We start from the raw sequence: 25,846 nt of genomic DNA on the forward strand, positions 1-25,846 counted from the left end.
CTGCCGCGCCGGGAGCGCGCGAGCCTGCGCCCCGTCGCGCCGCCCGCACCGGACGGCCCGCCCGCCCCGGGCGCGGCGGCATCGGCGGCATCGTCGGCATCGGACGCGCCGGACGCCGAGGCCGGGTCGTCCTTCGCCGCCGACCTGGACGCCTTCACCGCGGGAGCCCGCCTCCCCGGCGCGGCGCCCGCCGAACCGGCCGAGCCTCCCGGGGCTCCGGAAGCCGCGCACGACCTGGAGGAAGGACGGCAGTGAGCATCGCCTCCACGGGCCCCAGCGGCCCCCAGGACTTCGGGTGGCTGCTGCGGCAGTTCGCCTCGTCCACCCCCGGCGTGACGTTCGCGCTGATCGTGTCGTCGGACGGGCTGGCGCTCGTCGAGTCGGGCCCGATGCCGTCGGAGTTCGTCGATCCGATGGCGGCGCTGACCAGCGGGATGATCAGCCTGGGCAACAACATCGCCAAGCACGTCGGCGCCGGCGGCTGCGACCAGGTGATGCTGAAGTTCGCGTCCGGGCACCTGCTGTTCATGGGGATCGGGCAGCTCGCCGGGCTGGTGGTGCTGGTCGGCGAGGGCGCGAACCTCGGCGCGGTCGCGCACGAGATGGCGAAGTTCGTGCACGGCGCCGGGCACGTCCTGACCCCGCAGATGCGCGACGACCTGCGCCGCATGAGCGAACAGGCGATGCCGTGACCGGCGCCGCGGGCACCGCGCCCGCCCCGGTCCGCGCGCGCCGGCCGGCCGCGCCGGAAGCGCCGGGAAGGCCGGTCCGTCCGGGCGCGCCGGAAAGGCCGGACGCGCCGGGAAGGCCGGTAAGGCCGGGCCTGCGGGGAGGAGGGACATGACGGCCAATCCGTGGGTGCGGCCGTACGTGCTGACCGGCGGGCGGACCCGCGGCAGGCGGCACCTGTTCGTGCACACCGTGGTGTCGGGCGCGGGCTACGACGCGGCGTTCGCCGAGCGGCTGCTGCCCGAGGCCAGGGCGCTGTACGAGCGGGCGCACGCCGCCGCCGAGTCGGTCGCCGAACTGTCCGCGCACTGCGGGGTGTCGCTCGGGGTCACCCGCGTCCTGCTCGCCGACCTGGCCGCGGGCGACCGGATCGTGATCGCCGCGGAGGGCGCCTCGCCGTACGACCCGCACGTCCTGGAGAGAGTGATCGATGGTCTACGCGAGCTCGCCTGACCCGGGCCGGGGACAGGGGCCGGACGCCGGGCGCCGCGCGCCGGGCGCGCGGCCGGCGGCGCCCCGCACCTCGGTCAAGATCGTCGTCGCGGGCGGGTTCGGCGTCGGCAAGACCACGCTGGTCGAGGCGATCTCGGAGATCCCGGCGGTGAACACCGAGGCGTGGATGACGCAGGCGGCCCGGACCGTCGACCCGCTCGCCGACGCCGGCGGCAAGACGACCACGACGGTCGCGATGGACTTCGGCCGCGTCACGCTGGCCTCCGACCTGGTGCTGTACCTGTTCGGCACGCCGGGCCAGCCGCGGTTCTGGCCGATGTGGGACGACCTGTGCCGCGGCGCGAGCGGCGCGCTGGTCCTGGTGGACACGCGGCGGCTGGACGTGTCGTTCGCGGCCGTCAACTACTTCGAGAACGACTCCGACGTGCCGTTCATCGTGGCGGTGAACCTGTTCGACGGGCGGCAGACGCACACGCTCGAGCAGGTCGCGGAGGCGCTCCGGCTGGACCCGGGCGTCCCGGTCGTCGCCTGCGACGCGCGGGACCGCGGCTCGGTCGTCGGGACGCTGACGGCGACGCTCGGCCACACCCTCGACCGGACCGCGGGCCTCGGCGGCGTCGCGTCCCGCTGAACCCGGGTGCGACCGGGCCGGGCCGCCCGTCCCGGTGCCCATGACCGCCCCGCACAAGGAGGAAGCGTTGCGAAGGATCCTGATCGTCGGAGCGGGGCAGGCCGGCCTGCAGCTGGCCCTGTGCCTGCAGTCGGCGGGCTACGAGGTCACCGTCATGTCGGCGCGGACGCCGGAGGAGATCCGGCACGGCCGGATCATGTCGACGCAGTGCGTGTTCTGGCCGCAGCTGCAGATCGAGCGCGACCACGGGCTGAACCTGTGGGAGGACCGCGCGCCGAAGATCGTCGCGCAGCGGGTGACGGTGGCGGGGCCGCCCGGGAACCGGGCGTTCCAGACCCTCGGCCGCTGGGACCACTACGCGCAGTCGGTGGACCAGCGGGTCAAGATGGCGGGCTGGCTGGAGCTGTTCGAGGAGCGCGGCGGCAACGTCGTCTACCACAGCGTGATGACGTCCGACCTGGAAGGGCTCTCCGCCCTGTACGACCTGACGCTGATCGCGGCGGGCAAGGGCGAGCTGGTGGACCTGTTCGACCGCGACGCGAGCCGGTCGCCGTATGACCGTCCGCAGCGCAAGCTGTCGTGCGTCTACCTGCACGGCATGACGCCGTGGCCGGACCACCCGGAGCCGCACGTCCGGATCACCGCGACGCCCGGGGTCGGCGAGCTGTTCTTCATGCCCGGCTACACCAACACGGGGCCCTGCGACATCCTGCTCTGGGAGGCCGTGCCGGGCGGCCCGTTCGACGTGTGGGACGACCGGCCGGACCCCGCCGGGCACCTGGCGCGCACGCTCGACATGATGCGGCAGTACGCGCCGTGGGAGTACGAGCGGACCGTCGACGCCGAGCCCACCGACGCCCGCTGCACGCTGTACGGCGGGTACGCGCCGGTCGTGCGGCGCCCGGTCGGGCGGCTGTCGGAGTCCGCGCTCGTCCTCGGGATGGGCGACGTGGTGGTCGCGAACGACCCGGTGACGGGCCAGGGCGCCAACAACGCGGCGCGCTGCGCGGAGATCTACTTCCAGGAGATCCTGCGCAACGGCGACCGCCCGTTCGACGCGGCCTGGATGCAGCGGACGTTCGACGCCTACTGGGAGTACGCCAAGCACCCGACGGCCTACACGAACATGATGCTGGGGCCGCTGCCGGAGCACGTCCAGAAGGTGCTGGCGATCGCGGCGGAGAACGAGGCGGTCGCGTACCGGTTCGCCTACGGTTACGCGAACCCGGGCGATTTCTCGAACTGGCTGCTGGACCCGGTGAAGACCGAGGAGTACCTGGCGACCGTCACCCGCTGACCCCTCTGGACCTCGCCGAAGGCCGCCTCGCCGAAGGCCGTCCGTACTTCGCCGAAGGCCGCCCGTCCCGCCGGGACGGGCGGCCTTCTCGCCGTGGCGTGCGCTGGATCACCCATCCACCGTGTTGCATGATCATGCATTGGCGTGCATACTTCTACTCATGTCCAAGGTGCTCACCTCTCTGCCTGTCGGCCAGCGCGTCGGGATCGCCTTCTCCGGCGGCCTCGACACCTCGGTAGCGGTCGCGTGGATGCGCGAGAAGGGCGCCGTGCCCTGCACCTACACCGCCGACATCGGCCAGTACGACGAGCCCGACATCGCCTCGGTGCCGGGCCGCGCCACCGCCTACGGCGCGGAGGTCGCCCGGCTCGTCGACTGCCGGGAGGCCCTGGTGGAGGAGGGGCTCGCGGCGCTGGCGTGCGGAGCGTTCCACATCCGCTCGGCCGGCCGCGCCTACTTCAACACCACCCCCCTCGGCCGCGCCGTCACCGGCACCCTGCTGGTCCGCGCGATGCTCGAGGACGACGTGCAGATCTGGGGCGACGGCTCCACCTACAAGGGCAACGACATCGAGCGGTTCTACCGCTACGGCCTGCTCGCCAACCCGTCCCTGCGGATCTACAAGCCGTGGCTGGACGCCGACTTCGTCGGCGAGCTCGGCGGCCGGACCGAGATGTCGCAGTGGCTGCTCGAACGCGGCCTGCCGTACCGCGACAGCACCGAGAAGGCGTACTCCACCGACGCCAACATCTGGGGCGCGACCCACGAGGCGAAGGCCCTGGAGCACCTCGACGCGGGCATCGAGCTCGTCGACCCGATCATGGGCGTCCGGTTCTGGGACCCCGAGGTGGAGATCCTCACCGAGGACGTCACCATCGGCTTCCAGCAGGGCCGCCCCGTGACGATCAACGGCAAGGAGTTCGCCACCGCCGTCGACCTGGTGCTGGAGGCCAACGCCATCGGCGGACGGCACGGCATGGGCATGTCCGACCAGATCGAGAACCGGGTCATCGAGGCCAAGAGCCGCGGCATCTACGAGGCGCCCGGCATGGCGCTGCTGCACGCCGCGTACGAGCGGCTCGTCAACGCCATCCACAACGAGGACACCCTCGCCACGTACCAGACCGAGGGCCGCCGCCTCGGCCGGCTGATGTACGAGGGCCGCTGGCTCGACCCGCAGGCGCTGATGCTCCGCGAGTCGCTGCAGCGCTGGGTCGGCACCGCCGTCTCCGGCGAGGTGACGCTGCGGCTGCGGCGCGGCGAGGACTACTCGATCCTCGACACGTCCGGCCCGTCGTTCAGCTACCACCCGGACAAGCTGTCCATGGAGCGCACCGAGGACTCCGCGTTCGGGCCCGTCGACCGCATCGGCCAGCTCACCATGCGGAACCTCGACATCGCCGACTCCCGCGCCCGCCTGGAGCAGTACGCGGGGCTCGGCATGGTCGGGGACGCCGCGCACCCGGCGCTGATCGGCGCCGCGCAGGCCGCCTCGACCGGGCTGATCGGCGCGATGGACGCCGGCGGCGCCCAGGCGATCGCGTCCCGCGGCGAGACGACCACCGGCGAGGAGCTCCTCGACGCCGCCGCCATGGAAGCCGGCACCGACTAGCCATCGAAGTGGCGTGCCGCCCCCATGCGTTCCCGCATGGGGGGCGGCACGCCGCAGCGTCAGGACCGCGCCTTGGCGGTCTTGCGGTTGTTGGCCTTCTCGATGGCCTTGACGAGCTGCTTCTTGTTCATCGTCGAGCGGCCCGAGACGTCCAGCCGCTTGGCGACGTCGTACAGGTGCTGCTTCGACGCGTTCGCGTCGACGCCGCCCGCGGTCTTCCGGGAGGTCCTCACGCCGCCCGCCGCCTGCCGGTCGGACGGGCCCTTGGCGCCCTTGGCCTTGGGCTCCCAGTGGTCGCCGACCTTCTCGTGCGTGTGCTTGAGCGCGGAGTAGGCGACGCGGTGCGCCCGCTGCCCCTCCCCGTACTCCTTGACGGCCGAGTCGTGCGCCTTCGCGAACGTGCGCTGCGCCTTGGCGTCCGAGCGCTGGACGGGTCCGGGCAGCTCCTCCTTGTTGACCCGGCCCTTGCTGGTGGTCATCGGCATGGTGCTGCTCTCCTCCGTACGCGTTTCGCGTCCTTGATGACGCCGTACCCACCCAAACCGAACATCCACATCGCCGCGCGCGCCCTCAGAAGTCGGCCCGAGCAACCGGTTAACACCGGGTAACACGACATTGCCCCGTGCGACTCACCATGGACGGGTGGAATTCGATCTCGACCAACCGCGCGCGGCCTACGAGGTGATCGCGGACACCATCGCGGCGGAGATCGCCGCCGGCCGCCTGAAGCCCGGCCAGCGGGTACCGTCCGCCCGCGAGATCGCCACGGACGCGGGCGTCGGCATGCGGACGGCCGAGGCCGCGCTGCGCCTCCTGCGCGAGCGCGGCCTGACCGTAGCAGTGGTCGGAAAGGCGACCTACGTCGCGCAGCCATCCCCCCGAGAGCCGGACGCCGACGGCGGCTAGGTGCGTTGGAGTGCGGTGTTTTGGTGGTTGCGTGGTGGTGGTGCGGCGCGGCTTGATGCGGCGGGGGCCGGGGGGTCGATCTCGGGGCGGGGGCGTGTCAGGATGGGCGCGAGTCCGGAGACGCCGTCAGGGCGCTTCGAGATGAGCAGGGAGAGCCGTCGTCATGACGCGTATTTCGCATGCCCGCACGCAGGACAGGCCGTCCCTTTACGGGGGTGAGTTCTCGCGCCGGATCACGGTGCGGGACATCGCCGCCGCCAAGGAGAGCGGCGAGAAATGGCCGATGCTCACCGCCTACGACGCGATGACCGCGTCCGTGTTCGACCAGGCCGGGATCCCGGTGATGCTGGTCGGCGACACGATGGGCGCGTGCCACCTCGGGTACGACTCGACCGTCCCGGTGACGCTGGAGGAGATCCTCGTCCTGTCGGCGGCCGTCGTCCGCGGGACGGAGCGGGCGCTGATCATCGGGGACCTGCCGTTCGGCACCTACCAGGCGGGCCCGGAGCAGGCCCTCCGCAGCGCGACGCGGCTGGTCAAGGAGGCCGGGGTCGGCGCGGTCAAGCTGGAGGGCGGGGAGCGCAGCGCCCGCCAGATCGACCTGATGGTGTCCGCCGGGATCCCGATCATGGGGCATCTCGGGCTGACGCCGCAGTCGGTGAACGCGTTCGGCGGCTACCGGGTGCAGGGCCGCGGCGAGACGGCGGCGCGGCAGCTGGTGCGGGACGCCCGTGCCGTGCAGGACGCGGGGGCGTTCGCGGTCGTCCTCGAAGCGGTGCCGGAGGAGGTCGCGTCCGAGATCACCGCCGCGCTGGACATCCCGACCGTCGGCATCGGCGCGGGCCCGGACTGCGACGCGCAGGTCCTCGTCTGGACGGACGCGATGGGCCTCACGCCGGGCCGGCTGCCGCGCTTCGTGAAGAAGTACTCGGGCCTCCGCGACACGCTGGACGAGGCGGCGCGCACGTTCGCGGACGAGGTCGTGAACGGCGTCTTCCCGGCGGCCGAGCACGCCTACCACTAGCCCCAGCCGAGCTTGCCGGGCCCCTGCCTCCCGGCGAGGGGAAAGGCAGGGGCCCGGCTCCGGCGGGAGTGCCGGACAATGGCGGTGATCGCCGAGCGATTCGGCTGGAAAGGGGTGCGCGATGGACGGGTCCGCGAAGGTTCCGCCGGCGGCCGGGGTGGACATGACCACGCCGAGCGTCGCGCGCATGTACGACTACTTCCTCGGGGGCAAGGACAACTACGAGTGCGACCGGGTCGCGGCGCAGGAGGTCGTCCGGGCGCTGCCGACGGTGGAGGGCGTCGCGCGGGCGAACCGGGCGTTCCTGCAGCGTGCGGTGCGGTTCGTCGCCGAGTCCGGCATCGACCAGTTCCTCGATCTCGGCACCGGGCTGCCGACGCAGGGCAACGTGCACGAGGTCGCCCGCGCGGTGCGGCCCGGCGCGCGGGTCGCGTACGTCGACAACGACCCGCTGGTGGCGGCGCACGCGCGGGCGCTGGTCGACGCGGACGAGCGGACCGCCGTCGTCCAGGCGGACCTGCGGGTGCCGGCCGAGGTGCTGGACGACCCGCAGGTGCGCGAGCTGATCGACTTCGGGCGGCCGGTGTGCGTGCTGTTCGTCGCGGTCCTGCACTTCGTGCCGGACGAGCGGGACCCGGCGGGGATCGTCCGGCGGTTCACCGAGGCGGTCCCGCCCGGCAGCCACGTGATCCTGTCGCACGCGGCGGTCGAGGAGCGGCGCAACGTGAACGTCGGGGAGACGTACCGTTCGCAGTCGGCGAACGCGGCCCTGATCGCGCGGACGCGGGAGCAGGTGGCGGGGCTGCTGGACGGCCTGACGATCCTGGAGCCCGGCGTCGTCCCGCTGCACGAGTGGCGGCCCGCGGGCGGCGAGTACATCACCGGCGCGGGCTGGACGGCCGTCGCCCGCAAGGACGGCTGACCGGCCGGGCCGGTGGCCTTGGCGGGTGGCCGGTGGTGCGTTTCTCGGGTTCGCCACATAGCGTGATCTGGACACCCGTTCACACCGGCAGGAGACCCATGAGCCCGCATCCCGCCGCCGCGCCCGTGCCGCCGCCGGGCGCGGGCGAGACCGTGCAGGAACCGGAGCCGAGCGGAGGCCCGCCCGTGTCGCGGGCGGCCCTCGTGAAGCTGCTGGTCCTCGGCGCGGTGCTGCTCGGCGTGGGCGTGCTCGTGGCGATCGCGGGCGGCTCGGTGTGGGGCGACGTCAGCGACTGGGTCGACTCGCTCGGCTGGTGGGGGCCGCTCGTGTTCGCGGTCTGCTACGCGGTGGCGGTGACCCTGCTGGTGCCCGGGTCGGTGCTGAACGCGTCCGCCGGGGCGCTGTTCGGCGTGGCCGTCGGCGTGGGGTCCGTCCTGGCCGGCGCCACCGCGGGCGCCGCGATCTCGTTCGCGCTGGCCAGAGCACTCGGACGGCCCGCCGTGGCCCGCTATGCCGGGTCCGGGCGGCTCGCCCGCCTGGACGCCTACCTGTCGCGCCGCGCGTTCGAGTCGGTGCTGGTGCTGCGGATGGTCGGGCTGTTCCCGTTCGGCGTCGTGAACTACGGCGCGGGCGTCGCGGGCGTCCGGTTCGGGCCGTACCTCGCGGGGACGTTCGCCGGGATCATTCCGGGGACGCTCGTCTACACCGGGCTCGGCAAGGCGCTCCGCGAGCCCGGCTCCCCGATGGTGTGGATCGCGCCGGTCGGATTGGTGCTGCTCAGCGCGTTCAGCTGGTGGCTGTCGCGGTACGTCCGTGCTCGCGGCGAGCGCGCCGAGGCAGGCGCCGTGCCCGCCCTCGCCGAGGTCGACGACTAGCCGCGCCGACCACCGGGGTTGACCTTGACACCGGTGTGAGGCCCTAGCGTCGCGGCCGTCGAAGGGAGACGTGATGCCGGGAGCAGTGGTCATCGGGGCCGGGCCGGGGATCGGCGCGGCCGTGGCGCGGCGGTTCGCCCGCGAGGGGATGCCGATCGCCCTCATCGGACGGAACGCCGGGAAGCTCGCCGAGATCGAGGAGGCGGCGGCGCCCGCCGTCCGGCTGTCCGCCGACGCCGCCGACGAGGCGGCGCTGCGCGGTGCCCTCGACGCCGCGGCGGCCGAGTTCGGCGTCCCGGACGCCGTGGTCTACAACGCGGCGCTCGTCCGGCCGGACCGGGTCGGGGAGCTGTCCGCGCGCGAGCAGCTGGACGCCTGGGCGGTCAACGTCGGCGGGGCGCTGACGGCCGCCGCCCGCGTCGCGCCGGACATGGCGCGGCGCGGGAGCGGCACGTTCATCGTCACCGGCGGCATGCCGGAGCCGAAGCCGGAGTACGTCAGCCTCTCGCTCGGCAAGGCCGGGGTGCGGACGCTGGTGGCCCTGCTCGACCAGGAGTACGGGCCGTCCGGCGTCCACGCGGCGAGCGTGACCGTGGACGGCCCCGTCGCCGCCGGGACGTTCTTCGACCCCGACCGGATCGCCGAGCACTACTGGCGGCTGCACGTCCAGCCGCGCGGCGAGTGGCAGCGGGAGATCGTCCACACTCCCGGGTAGGTCACCAGGGGAGGCGGCCCTCGGCGTCGAAGTAGCCGCCGGTCGGCCCGTCCGGCGCGACCCGCGCCATCCGGACGATGATCTCGGCGCCCTCCTCGACGGTCTGCGTGCCGGTGCGGCCGTTCAGGTCCGTCGCGGTGAACCCGGGCTCGACCGCGTTGATCCGCATCTCCGGGAACGCCTTCGCGAACTGCACGGTGACCATGTTGACCGCGGTCTTGGACGCCGGGTACGCGACGCCCGGGTAGGCGTACGCGGGCGTCGCCGGGTCGCTGACCGCCGCCAGCGAGGCGAGCCCGCTGGACACGTTCACGATGACCGGCGCCTCGGACTTCCGCAGCAGCGGCAGGAACGCGTGCGTGACGCGCACCACGCCGAACACGTTCGTCTCGAAGACGGTCCGCATCTGGTCCGCGGTGACGTCGGCGGCGCCGGGCACGCCGTTGTCGGGCAGCCGGGCCTCGATCCCGGCGTTGTTGACCAGGACGTCGAGGCCGCCGTCGGCCTCGATCGCCTTCGCGGCGGCCTCGACGGACGCGTCGTCGGTGACGTCGAGGACGACCGGCCGCGCCCCCAGCTCGGCGGCGGCGCGGCGGCCGCGCTCGGCGTCCCGGCTGCCGATGTAGACGGTGTGGCCCGCGGCGATGAGCCGCCGCGCGGTCTCGTAGCCCAGGCCCTTGTTCGCTCCGGTGATCAGTGTCGTCGTCATGTCTCCAGGTTGCGGCGCGGAGGGGCGGGCTGCCAGCCGTCCCGTCTTCCTGGGAACGGCGGTACCAGGCAGGCGCCCGGCGCGGGCGGGCAGACTGGGGGCATGGCACCGGGGAAGTTCGGCAGGACGCTGCACCGCTGGCGGGACCGGGTCCGGCCGGAGGCGGCCGGGCTGCCCGGCGGCGGGCACCGGCGGACGGCCGGGCTGCGCCGCGAGGAGCTGGCCCAGCTCGCGGGGATCTCCGTCGACTACGTGACCCGGCTGGAGCAGGGCCGCGCGTCCAACCCGTCGCCGCAGGTCGTCGAGGCGCTGGCCCGCGCGCTGCGGCTGTCGGCGGACGAGCGCGCGCACCTGTTCCACCTCGCCGGGCTGGTGCCGCCCGGCCCGGACGCGGTGCCCGCGTACATCACGCCGAGCGTCCAGCGGCTGCTGGACCGGCTGTCCGGGACGCCCGTCGCGGTCTACGACGCGGCGTGGACGCTGCTGCTCGCGAACCCGATGTACACGGCGCTGATGGGCGACACGTCCGGCTGGCGGGGGATGGAGCGGAACGGCGTGTGGCGCAACTTCCTCGGGCCGGAGGGCCGCGTCCGGTACACGCCGGAGGAGCGGCGCGCGTTCCTGGCCGCGCTCGCCGGGGACCTGCGCGAGGCCGCCGGCCGGTACCACGCCGACCTGGGCCTCCAGCAGCTGATCGCGGAGCTGCACGCTGAGAGCGAGCTGTTCGCGGAGCTCTGGGACACGGGAACGGTCGGCCGGCACGAGGCGTCCCGCAAGACCATCGACCATCCGCGGGTGGGCGTGCTGACGCTGGACTGCGACGTGCTGACGGTGCGCGGCCCCGACCTGCGCATCATGATCTACACGGCGGAGCCCGGCACCGAGGACGCGGACCGGCTGGCGCTCCTCGCCGTCCTCGGCACGCAGTCGCTCACGGGCTAGCGAGCTCGGGGCCCTTGTCGGGGTCGGCCCTGGTGATGCCGCCCGGCGGCCGTTCCAAGCTGACCGTCGCGGTGGTCGCGGCCCCGCCCGGATTGGGCCCGCCGACGCCGCCCGCAGCCTGCTCCGCAGGCACGAGGGACTTGCCGTCCGCCTCGCCGGGCTCGGCGTCCACCAGGTCCGCGGGGTCGGGGACGGGCGCGGGGCGGTTCCGCTTGATCAGCTGGCCGGCCGCGTAGGTCGTCCCGTTGCCGGCCCAGACCAGGCCGGTCCCGAAGAGGGCGGCCATGGACACCGCGACCCCGGCGATCACGTCCAGCACGTAGTGGTTGGCGGTGATCACGACGACGATCGCGGTGACGACGGGGTGCAGCACGGCGAGCCAGCGCACCCGGTACCGCGGCAGCAGCGCCATGATCACGACCGCGACCCACACCGCCCACCCCATGTGCAGGGACGGCATGGCGGCGAACTGGTCGGCCTCCACGCCGCCGGGGCTGTGCACGGTGCCGAAGCCGGCCATGGCCACCGAGTCGACGAACCCCTCGTCCGGCAGCAGCCGCGGCGGCATCACCGGCAGGACGAAGAACACCACGAGCCCGGCCAGGTTGGTCAGGACGAGGGCGTTGCGCGCGGGCCGGTAGACGCCGGGGCCCGCGAGGTAGCACAGCAGCAGGATGCCCATCGTGAAGCCGGTGTGCATGTGCTGGTAGATCCAGACGGCCACCTCGGACAGATCGTGATGCCGCGTCAACCAGTGGTTGGTCCGCAGTTCAACGTCCAGGCCCAGGTGCTTCTCTATGCTCAGGACGTCGCGGCCATGGGCGAGCGCCGGCCCGTACCGGGTGTCGGCCAGCGAGCGGATGTAGCCGTAGACCTGGAGCAGCACGAAGACGATCGCCAGCTCGCCGATCAGCCATGGCCGCTTGCGGCGCGGCCGGCGGACGTCGGTGTCGTGGCCGGTGCGGCGCCCCTCGGGGCGCAGGAGTAGCGCGCGGACGGCTCAGCCCTCTTTTCCCCACGACGGCCCGGCGGGACCCTGCGCGAGCCGCTCAACGGCCGACCGTACATCCCTTCCGGCCCCCGTGGCACACCGGGGTCCGATCATGTGCCCGGCTACGGCCTTCCCCCGGCCGGTCGCCTGGTGGTCGAGCGCGCGCCATCGCGCGTCCATCCGCAGGTCAAACAGGGTAAAGCCGACTTCACGGGCATAGGTGCGGCCGATCCCGGCCGCCGTCCCCGCATCAAAACCGTATAACGATCGGTTTTTTCGCCCGGAAGCATTGACGCACAGAAACCGATCAGTTTACGGTTTTCGCTGTTCGACGGGCCGCCGCCCCCGCCGCGGCGCCGCCCCACCCCCCGACGTCCCGCCGGCGACGCTGGTCCCGGCCCTCCAGACGGAGAGATCATGACGAGGTACTCCACCCGGATCGCGGCCTCGGCGGCCTGCGCCGCGGCCGCGCTGGTGCTGACGGGCTGCGGAGGCGGCGGCTCGGCGAGCGGCGGCGCCGGCGCCGAGCTGGACATCGCCACGCTGACCGCCGCGCAGAGCCTGGACCCGGCCGACGCGATCGGCAGCGCGCTGCCCTACTTCCAGGCGACCTACGACACGCTGATCAAGCGGGACCCGGACGGCTCGTTCAAGCCGATGCTCGCCACGCAGTGGTCCTACGACAAGGACCGCACCCACCTGTCGCTGACCCTGCGCGACGGCGTGAAGTTCACCGACGGGACGGCCTTCGACGCCGCCGCCGTCAAGGCGAACCTCGACCACTTCAAGAACGGCGGCGGGGGCGGCGCCAAGTACGTGAAGTCGGTCAAGGACGTCAAGGTCGTCGACCCGACGCACGTCGTCCTGGAGCTGTCCCAGCCGGACCCGGGCCTGCTGTTCTACCTCAGCGACGCCGCGGGCCTCATGGCCGGCCCCGCCAAGCTCAAGGACGGGAGCCTGAAGACGGCCCCGGTCGGCACCGGCCCCTACGTCCTGGACAAGTCCAAGACCGCGGTCGGGAGCAAGTACGTCTTCGACCGCCGCACCGACTACTGGGGCGACAAGGCGAAGTTCAAGACCCTGACGATCAGCGTGTTCGACAACGAGACCGCCGTCGTCAACGGGCTGAAGACCGGGCAGATCGACACCGCCGTCCTCCAGGACGCCGGGCAGCAGCAGGCCGTGGCGTCCGACGGGCGGCTCACCAAGACCCCGTACAGCTTCGACTTCCAGGGACTGCTGTTCTTCGACCGGGACGGGCTCCGCACCCCGGCGCTGAAGAAGCCGCAGGTCCGCCAGGCGATCAACTACGCCCTCGACCGCGCGACCATGCTCGACAAGATCCGCCAGGGCCGCGGCGAGATCACCGACCAGGTCTTCGGGCCGGAGACCAAGGCCTACGACCGGACCCTCGACTCCTACTACCCACACGACCCGGCCAAGGCGAAGCAGCTCCTCGCCGACGCCGGATACGCGGACGGGTTCACGCTCAAGCTGCCGCGCGTCACCGCCATCGTCGGCGACGCCCTCGCGTCCTCGATCGAGACCGACCTCAAGGCCGTCGGCATCAAGGTCGTCTGGGACCAGCTCGACGCGGGCAGCGCCGTCCAGAAGATCTACCGGGACCGCGCCTACTCCGCGATGGTGATGAACATCGGGCAGTCGTCCACCGACTGGGTGACCGACCAGGACCTCGTGACGCCCGGGACGTTCAACATGTTCGGCACCACCGACCCGACCGTGACGCGGCTGCTCGGGCAGGTGCAGGCCGGCGACGACGCCGCGGCCGCCGCCGCGTCGAAGGAGCTGAACAAGTACCTGGTCGAGCAGGCCTGGTTCGCGCCCTTCTACCGGATGAAGTACCTGCTGGTCGCCGGGGAGGGCGTGAAGGCGGTGCCGCAGTCGGGCATGGGCGTCCCGTCGCTCTACGACTACACCCCCGCGTCCTGACGCGCGGGAAGGCACGAGCGAGCATCGCCATGGCGAGACGGGGGCCGTACGAGAAGGGCCAGGCCAAGCGCAAGGAGATCCTGCTGGCCGCGCTGGAGGTCTTCGCGGCCGAGGGGTACCGGGGCACCTCCCTGCGCAAGGTCGCGGACCGGTGCGGCCTCAGCCTCCCCGGCCTGATGCACTACTTCGAGTCCAAGGAGGACCTCCTCACGCAGGTGGTCCGGATGCGCGACGAGACGGCCCGCCTCCGGCATCCGGACCACACCCCGGAGACGTACCGGCGGATCGTCCGGGAGGGGACGTCCACGCCCGGGCTCGTGGAGCTGTTCGTGTCCATGGCGGCGGCGGCCGGCGACCCCCGGCATCCCGCGCACGGCCACTTCGCGGAGCGCTATCCGCAGATCCGCGGCCAGGTCGCCGCGTTCCTGCGCGGCTGCATGGACGAGGGCTGGATGCGCGCGGACGTCCCGGCCGACCGGCTCGCGGCCCTGTTCGTCGCCGTCGCCGACGGCATCCAGATGCAGTGGCTCGTGGACCGCTCGATGGACATGGAGCAGCCGATCGCGGACGTGATGCGGCTCCTCACGTCCCCGGATGCCCGCGCGGCCACGGACGCCCGCGCGGCCGGGACGCGCGGCACGGGTGAAGAAGGAGGAGGCCGATGCTGAGACTCGTCGCGCGGAGGCTCGCCGGGGGAGCGGTGCTCCTGCTCGTCATCTCCCTGCTGTCGTACCTGCTGCTGTCGATCCCGGACAACGACGTCGGGCGGCAGCTGCTCGGGCAGGGCGCGGACCAGGCGGCGGTCGACGCGAAGAACGCCGCGCTCGGCCTCGACCGGCCCGCCCTCGTGCAGTACGCCGACTGGCTGTCGCACGCGGTCCGCGGCGACCTCGGCACGTCCTGGTTCACCAGCGAGGACGTCACGCAGACCATCGCCAACCGGCTCCCCGTCACCGTCAGCCTGATGCTGGGCGTCACGCTGGTGACCGCCGTGCTGTCGTTCCTGCTCGGCGTCTGGGCGGGCGTGCGGCGCGGCGCCGTCGACCGGTTCGTGCAGGTGCTCGGTGTCGCCGGGTATGCGCTGCCGGGGTTCCTGGTGACGCTCGTCCTCGTGCTGGTGTTCGCGGTGAAGCTCGGCTGGTTCCCCGCGATCGGCTACACCCCGTTCGACGAGTCGCCGGGCGGCTGGCTGTCCACGATCACGCTGCCGGTGGCGTCGCTGTCGGTCGCGTCGATCGCGGGCGTCTCGCAGCAGGTGCGCGGCGCCGTCATCGACGTCCTCCGCCAGGACTACGTCCGGACGCTGCGCGCCCGCGGCCTGTCCATGCCGCGGATCGTGCTCAAGCACGTGCTGCGCAACGCGTCCGCGCCCGCGCTGGTGCTGCTCGGCCTGCAGTTCGTCGGGCTGCTCGGCGGCGCGGTGCTGGTCGAGCAGATCTTCGGGCTGCCCGGCATCGGCAGCATGACCGTCACCTACACCGCCCGCGGCGACATCCCGGTGATCATGGCGCTGGTCATGCTCACCGTCCTCGGCGTCGTGCTGATCAACCTGGTCACCGACGTGCTGATCGGCTGGCTGAACCCGAAGGCGAGACTCTGATGAGCGAAGCGAACCGGGGGGTGCGGGGGGTCGTCCCCCCACAGGAGACAGGTATGAGAGAGGGCGTCCAGCGCCGGGGCGCGTTCGGCCGGCTGGTCCGCAACCCGCTCGGCGCCGCGTCGCTGCTGGTCCTGGCGCTGCTGGTGCTGGCCGTGGCGCTGGCGCCGCTGCTCGCTTCGCAGGGGCCGCAGGCCGCGTCGCTCGCGCACGCCTTCGACGGGCCGTCCGGCGGGCACCCGCTCGGAATGGACTCGGCGGGCCGCGACGTCCTGTCCCGCATCCTGTACGGCGGGCGCACCACGCTCGGCGGCGCGGTCGTCAGCGTCGCGATCGCGCTGGTCCTCGGCGTCCCGGCGGGCCTGTACGCGGGCTACCGCGCGGGCCGGTTCGACGCCGCCGCGAGCTGGACCGCCGACCTCGTGATGGCGCTGCCCGCGATGGTGGTGCTGCTCGCGTCCCGCGCCATCCTCGGGTCGAACGTGTGGGTCCTGATGGTCGTCCTCGGGTTCCTCGTGGCGCCGTCGTTCTTCCGGCTGGTGCGCGGCATCGTCGCCGACGTGCGCGGCGAGCCGTACGTGGACGCGGCGCGGGTGTCCGGGCTCTCCGACCTGCGGATCGTCGCGCGGCACGTGCTGATCGTGGTGCGCGGGCCCGTCATCATCCAGGTCGCGCTGGTCGCCGGGCTGGCGATCGGGCTGCAGGCGGGGCTGGAGTTCCTCGGCGTCGGCAGCGGCTCCACCGCGACGTGGGGCGCCATGCTCAACGAGGCGTTCCAGAACATCCAGCGCTCCCCGGTGCTGCTGCTGTGGCCGGGGCTGGCGCTCGGCGTGACGACCGGCGCCCTCGTCCTGCTGGCCACCGCCCTGCGGGACGCCCTGGAGGACCGCGCCGGGACGCCGCCGCGCCGTCGTCGCGCTGACGCTCTGGTACCGGCCGACGTCTCCCGGGACGACCGCGCCGAGCTGCTGTCGATCCGCGGGCTCGCCGTCGCCTACGCGCGTCCCGACGGCACCGAGGCCGAGGTCGTACACGGCGTCGACCTGGACGTCCGGCCGGGCGAGATCGTCGGGCTCGTCGGCGAGTCCGGGTCCGGGAAGACGCAGACGGCGTTCTCGGTGCTCGGGATCCTGCCGGACGGCGGGCACGTCACCCGCGGCAGCGTCATCGTCGCAGGTCAGGAGGTCGCCGGGCTGCCCGAGCGGCGGCACCGCAGGCTGCGCGGGACGACCGTCGCGTACGTCCCGCAGGAGCCGATGAGCAACCTCGACCCGGCGTTCACCATCGGCAGCCAGCTCGTCGAGCCGATGCGGCACGTCATGGGCCTGTCCCGCAAGGACGCCGCCGCGCGCGCCCTCGACCTGCTGCGCATGGTCGAGATCCCCGAGCCCGAGCAGGTGCTGCGCCGCTTCCCGCACCAGATCTCCGGCGGCATGGCGCAGCGCGTCCTCATCGCCGGGGCGATGTCCTGCGACCCGGCGCTGCTCATCGCCGACGAGCCGACGACCGCGCTGGACGTCCGCGTCCAGGCCGACGTCCTCGACCTGCTGCGCCGCCTCCAGGCCGAGCGCGGCCTCGGCGTCCTGCTCGTCACGCACAACCTCGGCGTCGTCGCCGACCTGTGCGACCGCGTCGCGGTCATGAACGGCGGGCGCATCGTCGAGACCGGCCCCACCGACCGGGTCCTCCGCGACCCGCAGGACCCCTATACCCGCAGGCTGCTGGACGCCGTCCTGGACGACGCGCCCCCGCGCGCGCCCTGGCGGCCCGTCGAGGCGAGGAGCGAGACCGCGTGAGCACCACCGCGTCACCTACCGGCCCGCTGCTGTCGCTGCGCGACGTCCACGTGTCCTTCCCCGGGAGGCGGCGGCGCGCGCGCACGGAGGTGCTCAAGGGCATCGACCTGGACGTCCGGCCCGCCGAGACGCTCGGCCTCGTCGGCGAGTCCGGGTCCGGGAAGACGACGATCGGCCGGGCGATCCTCGGGCTCGTCCCGGTCGCGTCCGGCACGATCACGTTCGACGGCGAGCGGATCGACACCGCGACCGCCGCCCGCCGGCGCGCCCTCAGCCGCGACCTCCAGGTGATCTTCCAGGACCCGTACACGTCGCTGAACCCGTCGCTGACCGTCGGCGACACCCTCGCCGAGCCGCTCGTCGCGCAGGGCGGCGACGCCCGCGCCACCCGCGCCCGCATCGCCGCGCTGCTCGACCGCGTCCACCTGCCCGCCGACGCCGCGCACCGGCTCCCGCGCGAGTTCTCCGGCGGGCAGCGCCAGCGGGTCGCCATCGCCCGCGCCCTCGCGCTGCGGCCCCGGCTGGTCGTCTGCGACGAGCCGGTGTCCGCGCTGGACCTCACGACCCAGCGCACCATCCTCGACCTGCTGCTGGAGATCCAGGAGGAGACCGCCGTCGCGTACCTGTTCGTCTCGCACGACCTGTCCGTCGTGCGCTGCATGAGCCACCGCGTCGCCGTGATCCACCGCGGCCGGATCGTCGAGACGGGCGAGTCCGCGCAGGTCACCGAGCATCCCGAGCATCCGTACACCCGCACGCTGCTGCTCTCGGCGCCGGTCGCCGACGTGGCGGAGCAGCGCCGCCGGCGGGCGGCGCGGGCCGCCGCGGCCGGGGATTTTTAGAACGTGTTCTTGTCTTGTGCGGACGGACCGGTCAGGCTGTCTCGCATGGACCTGGAAGCCCTGGAAGAGATCCGCCGGCTCAAGCACCGCTACCTGCGCTGCGTCGACCTGAAGCAGTGGGACGAGTTCGCCGGGCTGTTCCTCCCCGGCGCCGTCGCCGAGTACGACACCCCCGTCCTCAAGAAGACCCTCCGCCTGGAGGGACGGGACGCGATCGTCGACTACATGCGCGGCAACCTGGGCGACGACAAGATCAGCGCGCACACCGCGGGCGCCCCGGAGATCGACATCGACGGGGACCGGGCGACCGGCGTCTGGTCCCTCGACGACACGATCATCATCCCGGAGCACCGGCTGCTCATCCGGGGCGCCGCGTTCTACCGCGACGTCTACCGGCGCGGCGAGGACGGCCGCTGGCTGGTGGAGAGGACCGGGCACACGCGGACGTACGAGTACATGGTGTCGCTCGACGACGTCCCGAGCCTGAAGTTCACCACCCCGGTGCCCGGCTCCCGGTGATCGGGACCCGTGCGTTGACCCGCACATAGAACGCGTTCTACCGTCCGGTCCCGATGCGCGCGAGCAGCCCCCGCGCACGCGCCGATCCCGCGTCCCCAGGAGAGCCCGGTGGCCACCGACGCAACAGACCGTTCCGACGCCGCGACGCGCCCGTTCGCCGACGCCGTCGTCGAGGCCGAGCAGATCATCCGCAACGCGCCGTTCGTCCGGACGGACCAGGACCTCGCCGAGGGCCTGGACTACCTCGCCGGCAGCATCAAGGCGTCGCTGCACATGGTCGGCGCCTACCAGCACGACCACCCGTACTTCGCCTCGTCCACCGGCCCGTACACCAAGCTGGGCCTGGACAACCCCGACACGCTGTACTTCCACGCCTACCTCCGGGACGACGCCGAGTACGTCGTCACCGGCCGCCGCGGCAGCACCGCCGACCTCAGCTTCCAGATCATGAACGGCGACTACTCGCCGACGCAGTCGCCGGACAGCCTCACCGCGTTCGACGACCGGAAGCTGGACATCGCCGCGGACGGGAGCTTCCGGCTGCGGTTCGGCCCCCCGAAGGACGGCGAGGGCGACGACTACGTCGCGCTCGCGCCCGGCTCGGCGATGCTGATCGTCCGCGAGGTGTTCTCCGACTGGGAGAACGACCGGCCGGGCGAGATCCGCATCCACCGCGCCGACACCCTCGGGACGTCTCCGGAGCCGATCACGTCCGCCCAGATGGCGCGGCGGTACGCGGTGGCGGGGAAGATGCTGGTGTCCCGGATCAAGACCTTCCTGGCGTTCCCGGAGTGGCACTACCTGAAGCTGCCGGTCAACACGCTGACCGAGCCGCGCTCGACGCCGGGCGGGCTGTCGACGCAGTTCTCGTCCGTCGGGCACTACGACCTCGCCGACGACGAGGTCATGGTCATCACCGCGCCCGCCGCCGACCCGGCGGTGGCGCCGTACATGGGCTTCCAGCTCGGCAGCCTCTGGTACATCTCGCTCGACTACATCAACCACCAGACGAGCCTCACCCGCGACCAGGCCCGCGTGGACCCGGACGGCAAGATCCGCTACGTCGTCAGCGAGCGCGACCCCGGTCTCGCCAACTGGATCGAGCGGACCGGCCACAGCCGCGGCTACCTGCAGTTCCGCTGGCAGCGGCTCACCCGCGACCTCACCCCCGCCGACGGCCCGACCGCCGAGATCGTCAAGTTCGACGAGCTGCCGCAAGCGCTGCCGCACTACGAGGACCAGCGCGTCACCCCGGCGGAATGGAAGGAACGGATCGCGGCCCGCCAGGTCGCCGTGGCGCGGAGGATGCTCGGCTGATGGCCTCCGAACTGCTCAAGGACAAGGTCGTCGTCGTGTCCGGCGTCGGCCCGGGCCTCGGCCGCGGCCTCGCGCTCCAGTGCGCCAAGGCCGGCGCCGACATCGTGCTCGCCGCGCGCAACGAGACCCGGCTCGCGGAGGTCGCGAAGGAGGTCGAGGACCTCGGCCGCCGCGCCGTCACCGTCCCGGCCGACATCAACGACGCCGCCGCCTGCGAACGGCTCGCCGAGACGGCCCTCGCGTCGTTCGGACGCGTCGACGGCCTGATCAACAACGCGTTCGCGACGCCGCCGCTGCGCGACCTGATGAAGGTCGACATCGACGCCGTCCGGGCCGGGTTCGAGACGAACGTGCTCGCCGCGCTCCGCCTGACCAGGCTGCTCGTCCCGGCGCTGGAGGAGCGCGGCGGCTCCGTCGTGATGATCAACTCGGCGGTGCTGCGGCACTCGCGGCGCACCTTCGGCGCGTACAAGATGGCGAAGGCCGCGCTCCTCGCGATGACGCAGAACCTGTCCACCGAGCTCGGGCCGCGCGGCATCCGCGTCAACACGATCGCGCCCGGCTACATCTGGGCCGACAACCTCCAGTGGTACTTCAACCACCTCGCCGAGAAGCGCGGCGTCCCGATGCAGCAGGTGTACGACGAGAACGCCGCGACCACCGACCTGCGCAAACTCCCGGAACCCGACGAGGTCGCCGACGCCGTGGTGTTCATGCTGTCGCCGCTCGCGCGCGCGGTCACCGGGCAATGCCTGGACGTCAACTCCGGCGAGTGGCACCACTAGAAGGGGCGCCATGTTGAGGAAGGCACCGCGATGAGCGCAGGCCGCGACAGCGTGGGGACCGTCGAGGACCTCCACGCGTCCGCGAGCAAGGTCACCGGCATGACGGAGTTCGGTGACGACGACTACCTCGGCGGGCTCGAAGTCCTGCTGGAATCGCTGGCGAAGGACGCCGGGCTCACCCCCGCCGGGAACAAGGCGCAGCGCGCGATGCTGCGCGGCGCCCTCGCCGCCCGGCAGTTCTCCGAGGCCGCCTGGAAGAAGCACCCCGGGTACGCGGACGTGCCGATCGAGCGGCCGATCTTCGTCACCGGGCTGCCCCGCACCGGCACGACGGCGCTGCACCGGCTCCTCACCGCCGACCCCGCGCACCAGGGCCTCGACCTGTGGCTCGCGGAGATCCCGCAGCCGCGCCCGCCCCGCGAGACCTGGGCGGACGACCCGCTCTTCCAGGCGATCGACGCCGCGTACCGCAAGCACCACGTCGAGAACCCGGAGTTCATGGGCGTCCACTACATCTCGGCGGACTCCGTCGAGGAGTGCTGGCAGCTGCTCCGGCAGAACATGCTGTCGATCTCGTTCGAGTGCCTCGCGCACCTGCCGACGTACTCGTCGTGGCTCGCGGAACAGGACTGGACGCCCGCGTACGCCCGGCACCGCCGCAACCTGCAGCTCATCGGCATGAACGACGCCGATCGCCGCTGGGTGCTGAAGAACCCGAGCCACCTGTTCGCGCTCGACGCGCTGCTGGAGGCCTACCCGGACGCGCTGATCGTCCAGACGCACCGGACGCCGCGCACCGCGATGGCGTCCATGTGCAGCCTCGCCGCGCACGCCACCGCCGGCTGGTCGGACGTCTTCACCGGCGCGACGATCGGCCGCGACCAGCTCGACCTGTGGAGCCGCGGCCTGGACGCGTTCCGCGCGGAACGGGCCCGGCACGACCAGGCGCAGTTCGCGGACGTGTACTACGACGACTTCGTCCGCGACCCGATCGGCACCGTCGAGGCCGTCTACGCGCACTTCGGGCTGCCGTTCACCGCCGAGGCCCGGACGGCGATGACGGACCTGCACGCCGAGAGCCGCGCCGGTTCCGCGAAGCCGGCGCACCGCTACTCGCTGGAGGACTTCGGCCTGACCGCGGACGAGGTGGACGAGCGGTTCGCCGACTACGCGAGCGGCCTGCGGTAGACCCCCGCGGGCGAGGGCGGGGCCGGTCGCGGTCCCGCCCTCGTCGCGTTCCCGGGAACCTTCCCTCAATTACTACAGTTGTAGAAGCAGGTGCGGACCGTCCGCACGGCGACGGGAAGGGAAGCGATGGCTCTCTGGAACAGGCTCCGCGAGTCGACCCAGACGATGCAGACGCAGCTGCTCACCAAGAAGAACGAACTGACCAGCGGAGCGTTCCGCGACGCGAGCATGGCGATGTGCGCGCTGGTCGCGGCCGCCGACGGCACCGTGGACCCGGCCGAGCGGCAGCGCACCGCGTCGCTGATCATGGGCAACGAGGTGCTGCAGAACTTCCCCGCCGACGACCTGCAGCGCCGCTTCAACGACTACGTCGCGAAGCTCACCGCCGACTTCGACTTCGGCAAGGTGTCGGTCCTGCAGGACATCGGCAAGGTGAAGAAGAAGCCCGCCGAGGCCCGCGCCGTCATCCAGATCGGCATCGTCATCGGCGGCGCCGACGGCGACTTCGACGACGCCGAGAAGGCCGTCGTCCGCGAGGCGTGCTTCGCCGTCGGGCTCCCGCCCGCCGAGTTCGAGCTGTAGTCACCACACCGGCGGCAGCGCGGCCACGGCGTGGTCGAGCTGCAGCGCGACCGCGGCCAGCGAGCCGGTGAGCAGGGCGTCGCCCAGGAACAGCAGCGGCCCCGCCACGGCGTTGCGGGCGGGCGGCGCGCCGAGCAGCGCCTCGACGCGCCGCACGACCCCCGAATCGGCGAACCCCAGGGCCGGTTTCGCGGCCGCGGGCTGGGCGAGGGCGACCTTGGCGATCGTGCGGGCGACCAGGCCGCGGTCGCCGACCGCCTCGGCGGCGTCCTCGTCCGCCCACCGCTCCACCGCCAGCCGCAGTGCGCCGTCCAGCCGCCGCAGCGGCAGCAGTGCCGCCGCCGCCGCGCCCGCCGCCAGGTACCGGTGGTGGCGGTGCCGCAGGTGCGAGCCCTCATGCTCGAACACCACCCGCAGCTCGTCGGGCGCCAGGCCGCGCAGCAGCCCCCGCGAGACGAGCACCCCGCCGCCCCGTCCGGGCACGGCGACGGCCATCGGAACCCCGGTCTCCAGGACCTGCTGTGCGCCGTCGCGGGCGGCGCGCAGCTCCCGCGCCCACTGGACGGCCGTCCGGCCCGCGACCGCGAGCCCCGCCGCCGACAGCAGGACCGCCGGTATCCCCACCACGTCCGGCACCGGCTGATCGTCGCCGAACAGCGCCCACTCCGGCAGCCGCGCCGCCGCCGCGGGCGCCAGCGTGGCCGCGTAGTTCACCGCGACGAAGAAGCCGGTGCCGAGCGCCGCCACCGCCGTCATGCCCGCGGTCGTGGCCAGCACCCGCGCGCACCACGCCGGATGCAGCGGCAGCACGACCCGGCCCAGCACCACGCTCAGCGCCACCGTCAGCGCGAACGGCAGGACGGTGAACCAGGTCATTCCGCACCGCCGAGGATCTCGCGCAGCTTCCGCTCCTCCTCGGGGGTCAGCGTCCGGACGAACCGGCTCAGCACGCTCCCCGGGTCGCTCGCGTGCCGCAGCTGGTCCCGCATCCGGTCCGCGACCAGCGCGGATTCGTCCACAGCGAGCCGGTACCGGTACTGCCGCCCGTCCCGCACCCGCGTCACGATCCCCTTGCGGTACAGCCGGTACAGGATCGTGCCGACCGTCGTGTACGCGGGCTCGCCCTCCAGCCGCGCCATCAGCTCCGCCGTCCCGGCGTCGCCGCCGAGCCCGGCCAGCGCCGCGAGGACCTCCGCCTCCAACTGCCCCAGCGCCCGACGCGACACGCCCCCAGCGTAGTGAATCCGGCGCCCTCGGTCAGCGTGCGGCGGGCTCCCACCAGGTGAGGTTCGCGGCGGCCTGGGCCACTGGCTCGATGATCTCCCACGCCTCGCTGATCAGCCCGCCCTCGACCCGCCAGATGTCGACGACCGCGATCTCCGGCCCGCCGTCCGGGAGCCGCCGCCGCGTGTGCAGCACCACGTGGTCGCCGTCGGCCAGCAGATGCCGGATCTCGACCTCCATGCCGGCGAGCGGCACGAGCGCCGCCTCCACGGCCGCGAGCCACTCCTTCTTGGTGGACGACGTCGCGTCCGGCCGGTGGTGGACGAAGCCGCCACTGAGCAGCGGCGCCAGCCCCGCCGTGCTGCCCGTCGCGATCAGTTCCGAGAGTGCCTGCTGGACGATGTCCTTGTTCGTCATGGCCGCAGTGTTTCCGGGGCCTCTTCGGATTGTCGATGTAATCCCATTTCATGGCGTCCGGCGCCACGCTGAGTACCCTCGGGAACCGTGCACACGGTCGGGGAGCTCCTGCGGCAGTGGCGGCACCGCCGGCGGCTCAGCCAGCTCGACCTCGCGATCGCCGCCGACGTGTCCGCCCGGCACGTCAGCCTCGTCGAGACGGGCAAGTCCAACCCCAGCGCCGCCATGGTCCTGCGGCTCGCCGACCAGCTCGACGTGCCGCTCCGCGACCGCAACACGCTGCTGCTCGCCGCCGGGTTCGCTCCCCGCTACGCCGAACGTCCGCTCGACGACACCGCCCTGTCCGCCGCCCGGAACGCCGTCGAACGGGTGCTCCGCGCGCACGAGCCGTACCCGGCGCTGGCGTTCGACCGCCGCTGGGACATCATCATGACCAACCGCGCCGTCGACCCGTTCCTCGCCGAGGTCGACCCCGAGCTGCTCCGCCCGCCGGTCAACCTGCTGCGGCTCGGCCTCGACCCGCGCGGACTCGCCCGCCTCGTCGTCAACCACGCCGACGTCCGCGCGGTGTTCCGCGCCCGGGTCAGGCGCCAGCTCGCCGCCGCCCCCGACCCCGGCCTCGCCGCCCTCTACGAGGACCTCCTCGCCCCCGCGGCCGGCGACGCCCCCGCCGACTCCGACGTCATGATCCACATGATCGTCCGGCACGCCGGCCGCGAGCTGCGCCTCTTCTCCACCATCACCACCTTCGGCACCCCGCAGGACATCACCCTCGACGAGGTCGCCATCGAGTCGTACTACCCCGCCGACCCCCAGACCGCCGCCCACTTCGAGGGCTAGAACGGTGCACGGTGCCGGCCGACGTACCTCGGGCGGCGTCCCACGGTGAGCGCGGTCGCCCAGCTCGCCGACACGGCCGCCGCGAGCGCGATCGCCGCCGTCACGAGCGCGGTCACAGCCCCGGCGTCCCGTCCAGCAGCCCCTTGACCGCCAGGATGGCGTCCGCCACCCGCTCCACCTCCGCGACCGGCCGGCGCCACCCCGTCCAGAACCACGGCCGCCCCCCGTCCTCCGCGCGCGGCTCCACGGTCATGACCAGGCAGGGGTGGACGGTGCAGCAGCCGTCCGCATCGGGGTTCTCGACATGAAGGCCGTCCGGCGTGAACCACGCGCTCAGCCCGTGCGCGCGCAGAACCGTCCCGAGCGCCTCAAGCCGCGCCCTAGCATCAGGTGTCATGGGTCGTTCGCCTCCCAGGGCGTCCGGCCCTAGGCCCGTCCGGCGTTGCACCGCCGAACGGGCCGCTTTTTTTGGGCACCCCAAGCTTAGGCAACCTACGCGCGCTGCGCAGCCTATGCGAGCTAAGAAGCATACGCGACATGCGCATACCGTTGGATCATGGTCGAGCTGGACGGGGAGGCGCCGCTGCGGGTGCAGTTGGCGGACCTGGTCGCCGCTCGCATTGCGGACGGGACCTACCCGCCCCGGACGGCCATCCCCTCCGGGGCGGAACTGGCCGCGGAGTGCGACGTCTCCCCGCGGACGGCGACGGAGGCGGTGAAGATCCTCAAGGCGCGCGGTCTCGTGCGGGGCGTGCCGGGTAAGGCCGTCATCGTGAAGGCGGATGCGCTGGACGTTCTCGAGAGCACGGCGCCGGAGGCCGGGTAGCGGGCGTCGGGCCCCGGTGGATCTGCGGGGGCGGGCGGCCGGAAACGGTCGTTGGGGGCGGCGATGAGTTCTGCGGGCGCGGGCGGTCTGCCATGGTGGGGCGAACGGCCCCGGGGCGGATGCGATCCCGCCCGACGAGAACCGCCACGAGATGCTC

The 25,846-nt window shown here is 72.9% G+C and carries 30 protein-coding genes and 1 pseudogene; 24 read left to right on the forward strand and 7 right to left on the reverse strand.

The annotated features are described in order from the left end of the window. The 6 genes and pseudogenes from F9B16_RS51245 to argG all read left to right on the forward strand — a co-directional run. Positions 1-255, forward strand: a pseudogene (locus tag F9B16_RS51245) (hypothetical protein); the annotation flags it as partial. Further along, positions 252-692 carry a roadblock/LC7 domain-containing protein gene (locus tag F9B16_RS27750; protein ID WP_225991995.1) on the forward strand — a complete coding sequence of 147 codons (441 nt, stop codon included), beginning with the start codon at positions 252-254 and terminating at the stop codon, positions 690-692. The pseudogene F9B16_RS51245 and the gene F9B16_RS27750, both read left to right, overlap by 4 nt. Before the next feature lie 148 nt (positions 693-840). Then, entirely contained in the window at positions 841-1,182 is a 342-nt protein-coding gene (locus tag F9B16_RS27755; protein WP_151543152.1) for a DUF742 domain-containing protein, read from the forward strand. Then, complete coding sequence (locus tag F9B16_RS27760) at positions 1,160-1,813, forward strand: GTP-binding protein (RefSeq protein ID WP_151543153.1); 654 nt, start codon at positions 1,160-1,162, stop codon at positions 1,811-1,813. Before F9B16_RS27755 ends, F9B16_RS27760 begins: the two co-directional genes overlap by 23 nt. A gap of 67 nt (positions 1,814-1,880) precedes the next feature. Further along, entirely contained in the window at positions 1,881-3,110 is a 1,230-nt protein-coding gene (locus tag F9B16_RS27765) for a styrene monooxygenase/indole monooxygenase family protein (protein ID WP_151543154.1), read from the forward strand. 160 nt (positions 3,111-3,270) lie between these two features. Next, positions 3,271-4,722 (forward strand): argininosuccinate synthase, encoded by a 1,452-nt coding sequence (gene argG / locus F9B16_RS27770; protein WP_151543155.1) that lies wholly within the window; start codon positions 3,271-3,273, stop codon positions 4,720-4,722. A 59-nt stretch (positions 4,723-4,781) separates the two neighbouring features. Here argG and F9B16_RS27775 read toward each other — a convergent pair whose 3' ends face one another. After that, entirely contained in the window at positions 4,782-5,207 is a 426-nt protein-coding gene (locus F9B16_RS27775) for a ChaB family protein (RefSeq protein ID WP_151543156.1), read from the reverse strand. A gap of 157 nt (positions 5,208-5,364) precedes the next feature. Between F9B16_RS27775 and F9B16_RS27780 the strand changes: the two genes are divergently transcribed. From F9B16_RS27780 to F9B16_RS27800, 5 genes are all read left to right on the forward strand, one after another. Then, positions 5,365-5,628, forward strand: a complete 264-nt coding sequence (locus F9B16_RS27780) for a GntR family transcriptional regulator (RefSeq protein WP_225991996.1) — start codon at positions 5,365-5,367, stop codon at positions 5,626-5,628. 163 nt (positions 5,629-5,791) lie between these two features. Beyond that, positions 5,792-6,652, forward strand: a complete 861-nt coding sequence (gene panB, locus F9B16_RS27785) for a 3-methyl-2-oxobutanoate hydroxymethyltransferase (RefSeq protein WP_151543157.1) — start codon at positions 5,792-5,794, stop codon at positions 6,650-6,652. 121 nt (positions 6,653-6,773) lie between these two features. Further along, the gene (locus F9B16_RS27790; protein WP_151543158.1) at positions 6,774-7,574 is read left to right on the forward strand and encodes an SAM-dependent methyltransferase; all 801 of its coding nucleotides are present in this window, start codon (positions 6,774-6,776) and stop codon (positions 7,572-7,574) included. Positions 7,575-7,672: 98 nt separating this feature from the next. Beyond that, positions 7,673-8,449: a TVP38/TMEM64 family protein gene (locus F9B16_RS27795; RefSeq protein ID WP_151543159.1), complete on the forward strand. Its 777-nt coding sequence runs from the start codon at positions 7,673-7,675 to the stop codon at positions 8,447-8,449. Between the two features lie 73 nt (positions 8,450-8,522). Then, positions 8,523-9,164, forward strand: coding sequence for an SDR family NAD(P)-dependent oxidoreductase (locus F9B16_RS27800; protein WP_151543160.1), 642 nt, complete (start codon positions 8,523-8,525; stop codon positions 9,162-9,164). Position 9,165: 1 nt separating this feature from the next. On the opposite strand, the gene F9B16_RS27805 is transcribed toward F9B16_RS27800, so the two are convergent. Next, positions 9,166-9,873, reverse strand: a complete 708-nt coding sequence (locus tag F9B16_RS27805) for an SDR family NAD(P)-dependent oxidoreductase (protein ID WP_151543161.1) — start codon at positions 9,871-9,873, stop codon at positions 9,166-9,168. A 102-nt stretch (positions 9,874-9,975) separates the two neighbouring features. On the opposite strand from F9B16_RS27805, the gene F9B16_RS27810 reads away from it, so the two are divergent. Further along, entirely contained in the window at positions 9,976-10,815 is an 840-nt protein-coding gene (locus F9B16_RS27810; RefSeq protein ID WP_151543162.1) for a helix-turn-helix transcriptional regulator, read from the forward strand. On the opposite strand, the gene F9B16_RS27815 is transcribed toward F9B16_RS27810, so the two are convergent. Next, positions 10,805-11,701, reverse strand: a complete 897-nt coding sequence (locus F9B16_RS27815; RefSeq protein WP_192809024.1) for a phosphatase PAP2 family protein — start codon at positions 11,699-11,701, stop codon at positions 10,805-10,807. The two genes, F9B16_RS27810 and F9B16_RS27815, sit on opposite strands and share 11 nt — an antisense overlap. Before the next feature lie 522 nt (positions 11,702-12,223). Between F9B16_RS27815 and F9B16_RS27820 the strand changes: the two genes are divergently transcribed. The 10 genes from F9B16_RS27820 to F9B16_RS27865 all read left to right on the forward strand — a co-directional run bounded on the left by F9B16_RS27820 (position 12,224) and on the right by F9B16_RS27865 (position 22,382). Continuing rightward, positions 12,224-13,756 carry an ABC transporter substrate-binding protein gene (locus tag F9B16_RS27820; RefSeq protein ID WP_151543164.1) on the forward strand — a complete coding sequence of 511 codons (1,533 nt, stop codon included), beginning with the start codon at positions 12,224-12,226 and terminating at the stop codon, positions 13,754-13,756. 29 nt (positions 13,757-13,785) lie between these two features. Then, positions 13,786-14,424: a TetR/AcrR family transcriptional regulator gene (locus tag F9B16_RS27825; protein ID WP_151543165.1), complete on the forward strand. Its 639-nt coding sequence runs from the start codon at positions 13,786-13,788 to the stop codon at positions 14,422-14,424. Beyond that, positions 14,418-15,356 carry an ABC transporter permease gene (locus tag F9B16_RS27830; RefSeq protein ID WP_151543166.1) on the forward strand — a complete coding sequence of 313 codons (939 nt, stop codon included), beginning with the start codon at positions 14,418-14,420 and terminating at the stop codon, positions 15,354-15,356. The genes F9B16_RS27825 and F9B16_RS27830 overlap by 7 nt, the downstream gene beginning before the upstream one ends. Positions 15,357-15,409: 53 nt before the next feature. Beyond that, entirely contained in the window at positions 15,410-17,149 is a 1,740-nt protein-coding gene (locus tag F9B16_RS27835) for a dipeptide/oligopeptide/nickel ABC transporter permease/ATP-binding protein (RefSeq protein WP_151543167.1), read from the forward strand. Further along, positions 17,146-17,991, forward strand: coding sequence for an ABC transporter ATP-binding protein (locus tag F9B16_RS27840; protein WP_151543168.1), 846 nt, complete (start codon positions 17,146-17,148; stop codon positions 17,989-17,991). Before F9B16_RS27835 ends, F9B16_RS27840 begins: the two co-directional genes overlap by 4 nt. Positions 17,992-18,036: 45 nt before the next feature. Continuing rightward, positions 18,037-18,510, forward strand: a complete 474-nt coding sequence (locus tag F9B16_RS27845; protein WP_151543169.1) for a nuclear transport factor 2 family protein — start codon at positions 18,037-18,039, stop codon at positions 18,508-18,510. A gap of 108 nt (positions 18,511-18,618) precedes the next feature. Beyond that, positions 18,619-19,827 (forward strand): hypothetical protein, encoded by a 1,209-nt coding sequence (locus F9B16_RS27850; protein ID WP_151543170.1) that lies wholly within the window; start codon positions 18,619-18,621, stop codon positions 19,825-19,827. Then, positions 19,827-20,612: an SDR family oxidoreductase gene (locus F9B16_RS27855; RefSeq protein ID WP_151543171.1), complete on the forward strand. Its 786-nt coding sequence runs from the start codon at positions 19,827-19,829 to the stop codon at positions 20,610-20,612. The genes F9B16_RS27850 and F9B16_RS27855 overlap by 1 nt, the downstream gene beginning before the upstream one ends. Positions 20,613-20,642: 30 nt before the next feature. After that, positions 20,643-21,800: a sulfotransferase family protein gene (locus tag F9B16_RS27860; protein WP_151543172.1), complete on the forward strand. Its 1,158-nt coding sequence runs from the start codon at positions 20,643-20,645 to the stop codon at positions 21,798-21,800. Between the two features lie 126 nt (positions 21,801-21,926). Next, positions 21,927-22,382: a tellurite resistance TerB family protein gene (locus F9B16_RS27865; RefSeq protein WP_151543173.1), complete on the forward strand. Its 456-nt coding sequence runs from the start codon at positions 21,927-21,929 to the stop codon at positions 22,380-22,382. On the opposite strand, the gene F9B16_RS27870 is transcribed toward F9B16_RS27865, so the two are convergent. Genes F9B16_RS27870 through F9B16_RS27880 form a run of 3 tightly spaced genes read right to left on the reverse strand, consistent with a single transcriptional unit; the run spans position 22,383 to position 24,023 of the window. Then, positions 22,383-23,258 (reverse strand): M56 family metallopeptidase, encoded by an 876-nt coding sequence (locus tag F9B16_RS27870; protein WP_151543174.1) that lies wholly within the window; start codon positions 23,256-23,258, stop codon positions 22,383-22,385. Beyond that, positions 23,255-23,608, reverse strand: a complete 354-nt coding sequence (locus tag F9B16_RS27875; protein WP_151543175.1) for a BlaI/MecI/CopY family transcriptional regulator — start codon at positions 23,606-23,608, stop codon at positions 23,255-23,257. The genes F9B16_RS27870 and F9B16_RS27875 overlap by 4 nt, the downstream gene beginning before the upstream one ends. A 31-nt stretch (positions 23,609-23,639) precedes the next feature. Beyond that, positions 23,640-24,023, reverse strand: a complete 384-nt coding sequence (locus tag F9B16_RS27880) for a nuclear transport factor 2 family protein (protein WP_151543176.1) — start codon at positions 24,021-24,023, stop codon at positions 23,640-23,642. A gap of 87 nt (positions 24,024-24,110) precedes the next feature. Here F9B16_RS27880 and F9B16_RS27885 point away from each other — a divergent pair, with 87 nt between their 5' ends. Next, on the forward strand, positions 24,111-24,863 hold the full coding sequence (locus tag F9B16_RS27885; RefSeq protein WP_151543177.1) for a helix-turn-helix domain-containing protein: 753 nt from the start codon (positions 24,111-24,113) through the stop codon (positions 24,861-24,863). 112 nt (positions 24,864-24,975) lie between these two features. Here the strand turns inward: F9B16_RS27885 and F9B16_RS51255 are convergent, their stop codons facing one another. Beyond that, positions 24,976-25,260 carry a hypothetical protein gene (locus tag F9B16_RS51255; protein ID WP_192809025.1) on the reverse strand — a complete coding sequence of 95 codons (285 nt, stop codon included), beginning with the start codon at positions 25,258-25,260 and terminating at the stop codon, positions 24,976-24,978. Positions 25,261-25,419: 159 nt separating this feature from the next. On the opposite strand from F9B16_RS51255, the gene F9B16_RS27890 reads away from it, so the two are divergent. Then, positions 25,420-25,689, forward strand: a complete 270-nt coding sequence (locus tag F9B16_RS27890) for a winged helix-turn-helix domain-containing protein (RefSeq protein ID WP_225991997.1) — start codon at positions 25,420-25,422, stop codon at positions 25,687-25,689. Positions 25,690-25,846 lie beyond the last annotated feature (157 nt).

Origin of the sequence: Actinomadura montaniterrae, from assembly GCF_008923365.1 — a bacterium.
In the GTDB taxonomy this organism is placed as follows: domain Bacteria; phylum Actinomycetota; class Actinomycetes; order Streptosporangiales; family Streptosporangiaceae; genus Spirillospora; species Spirillospora montaniterrae.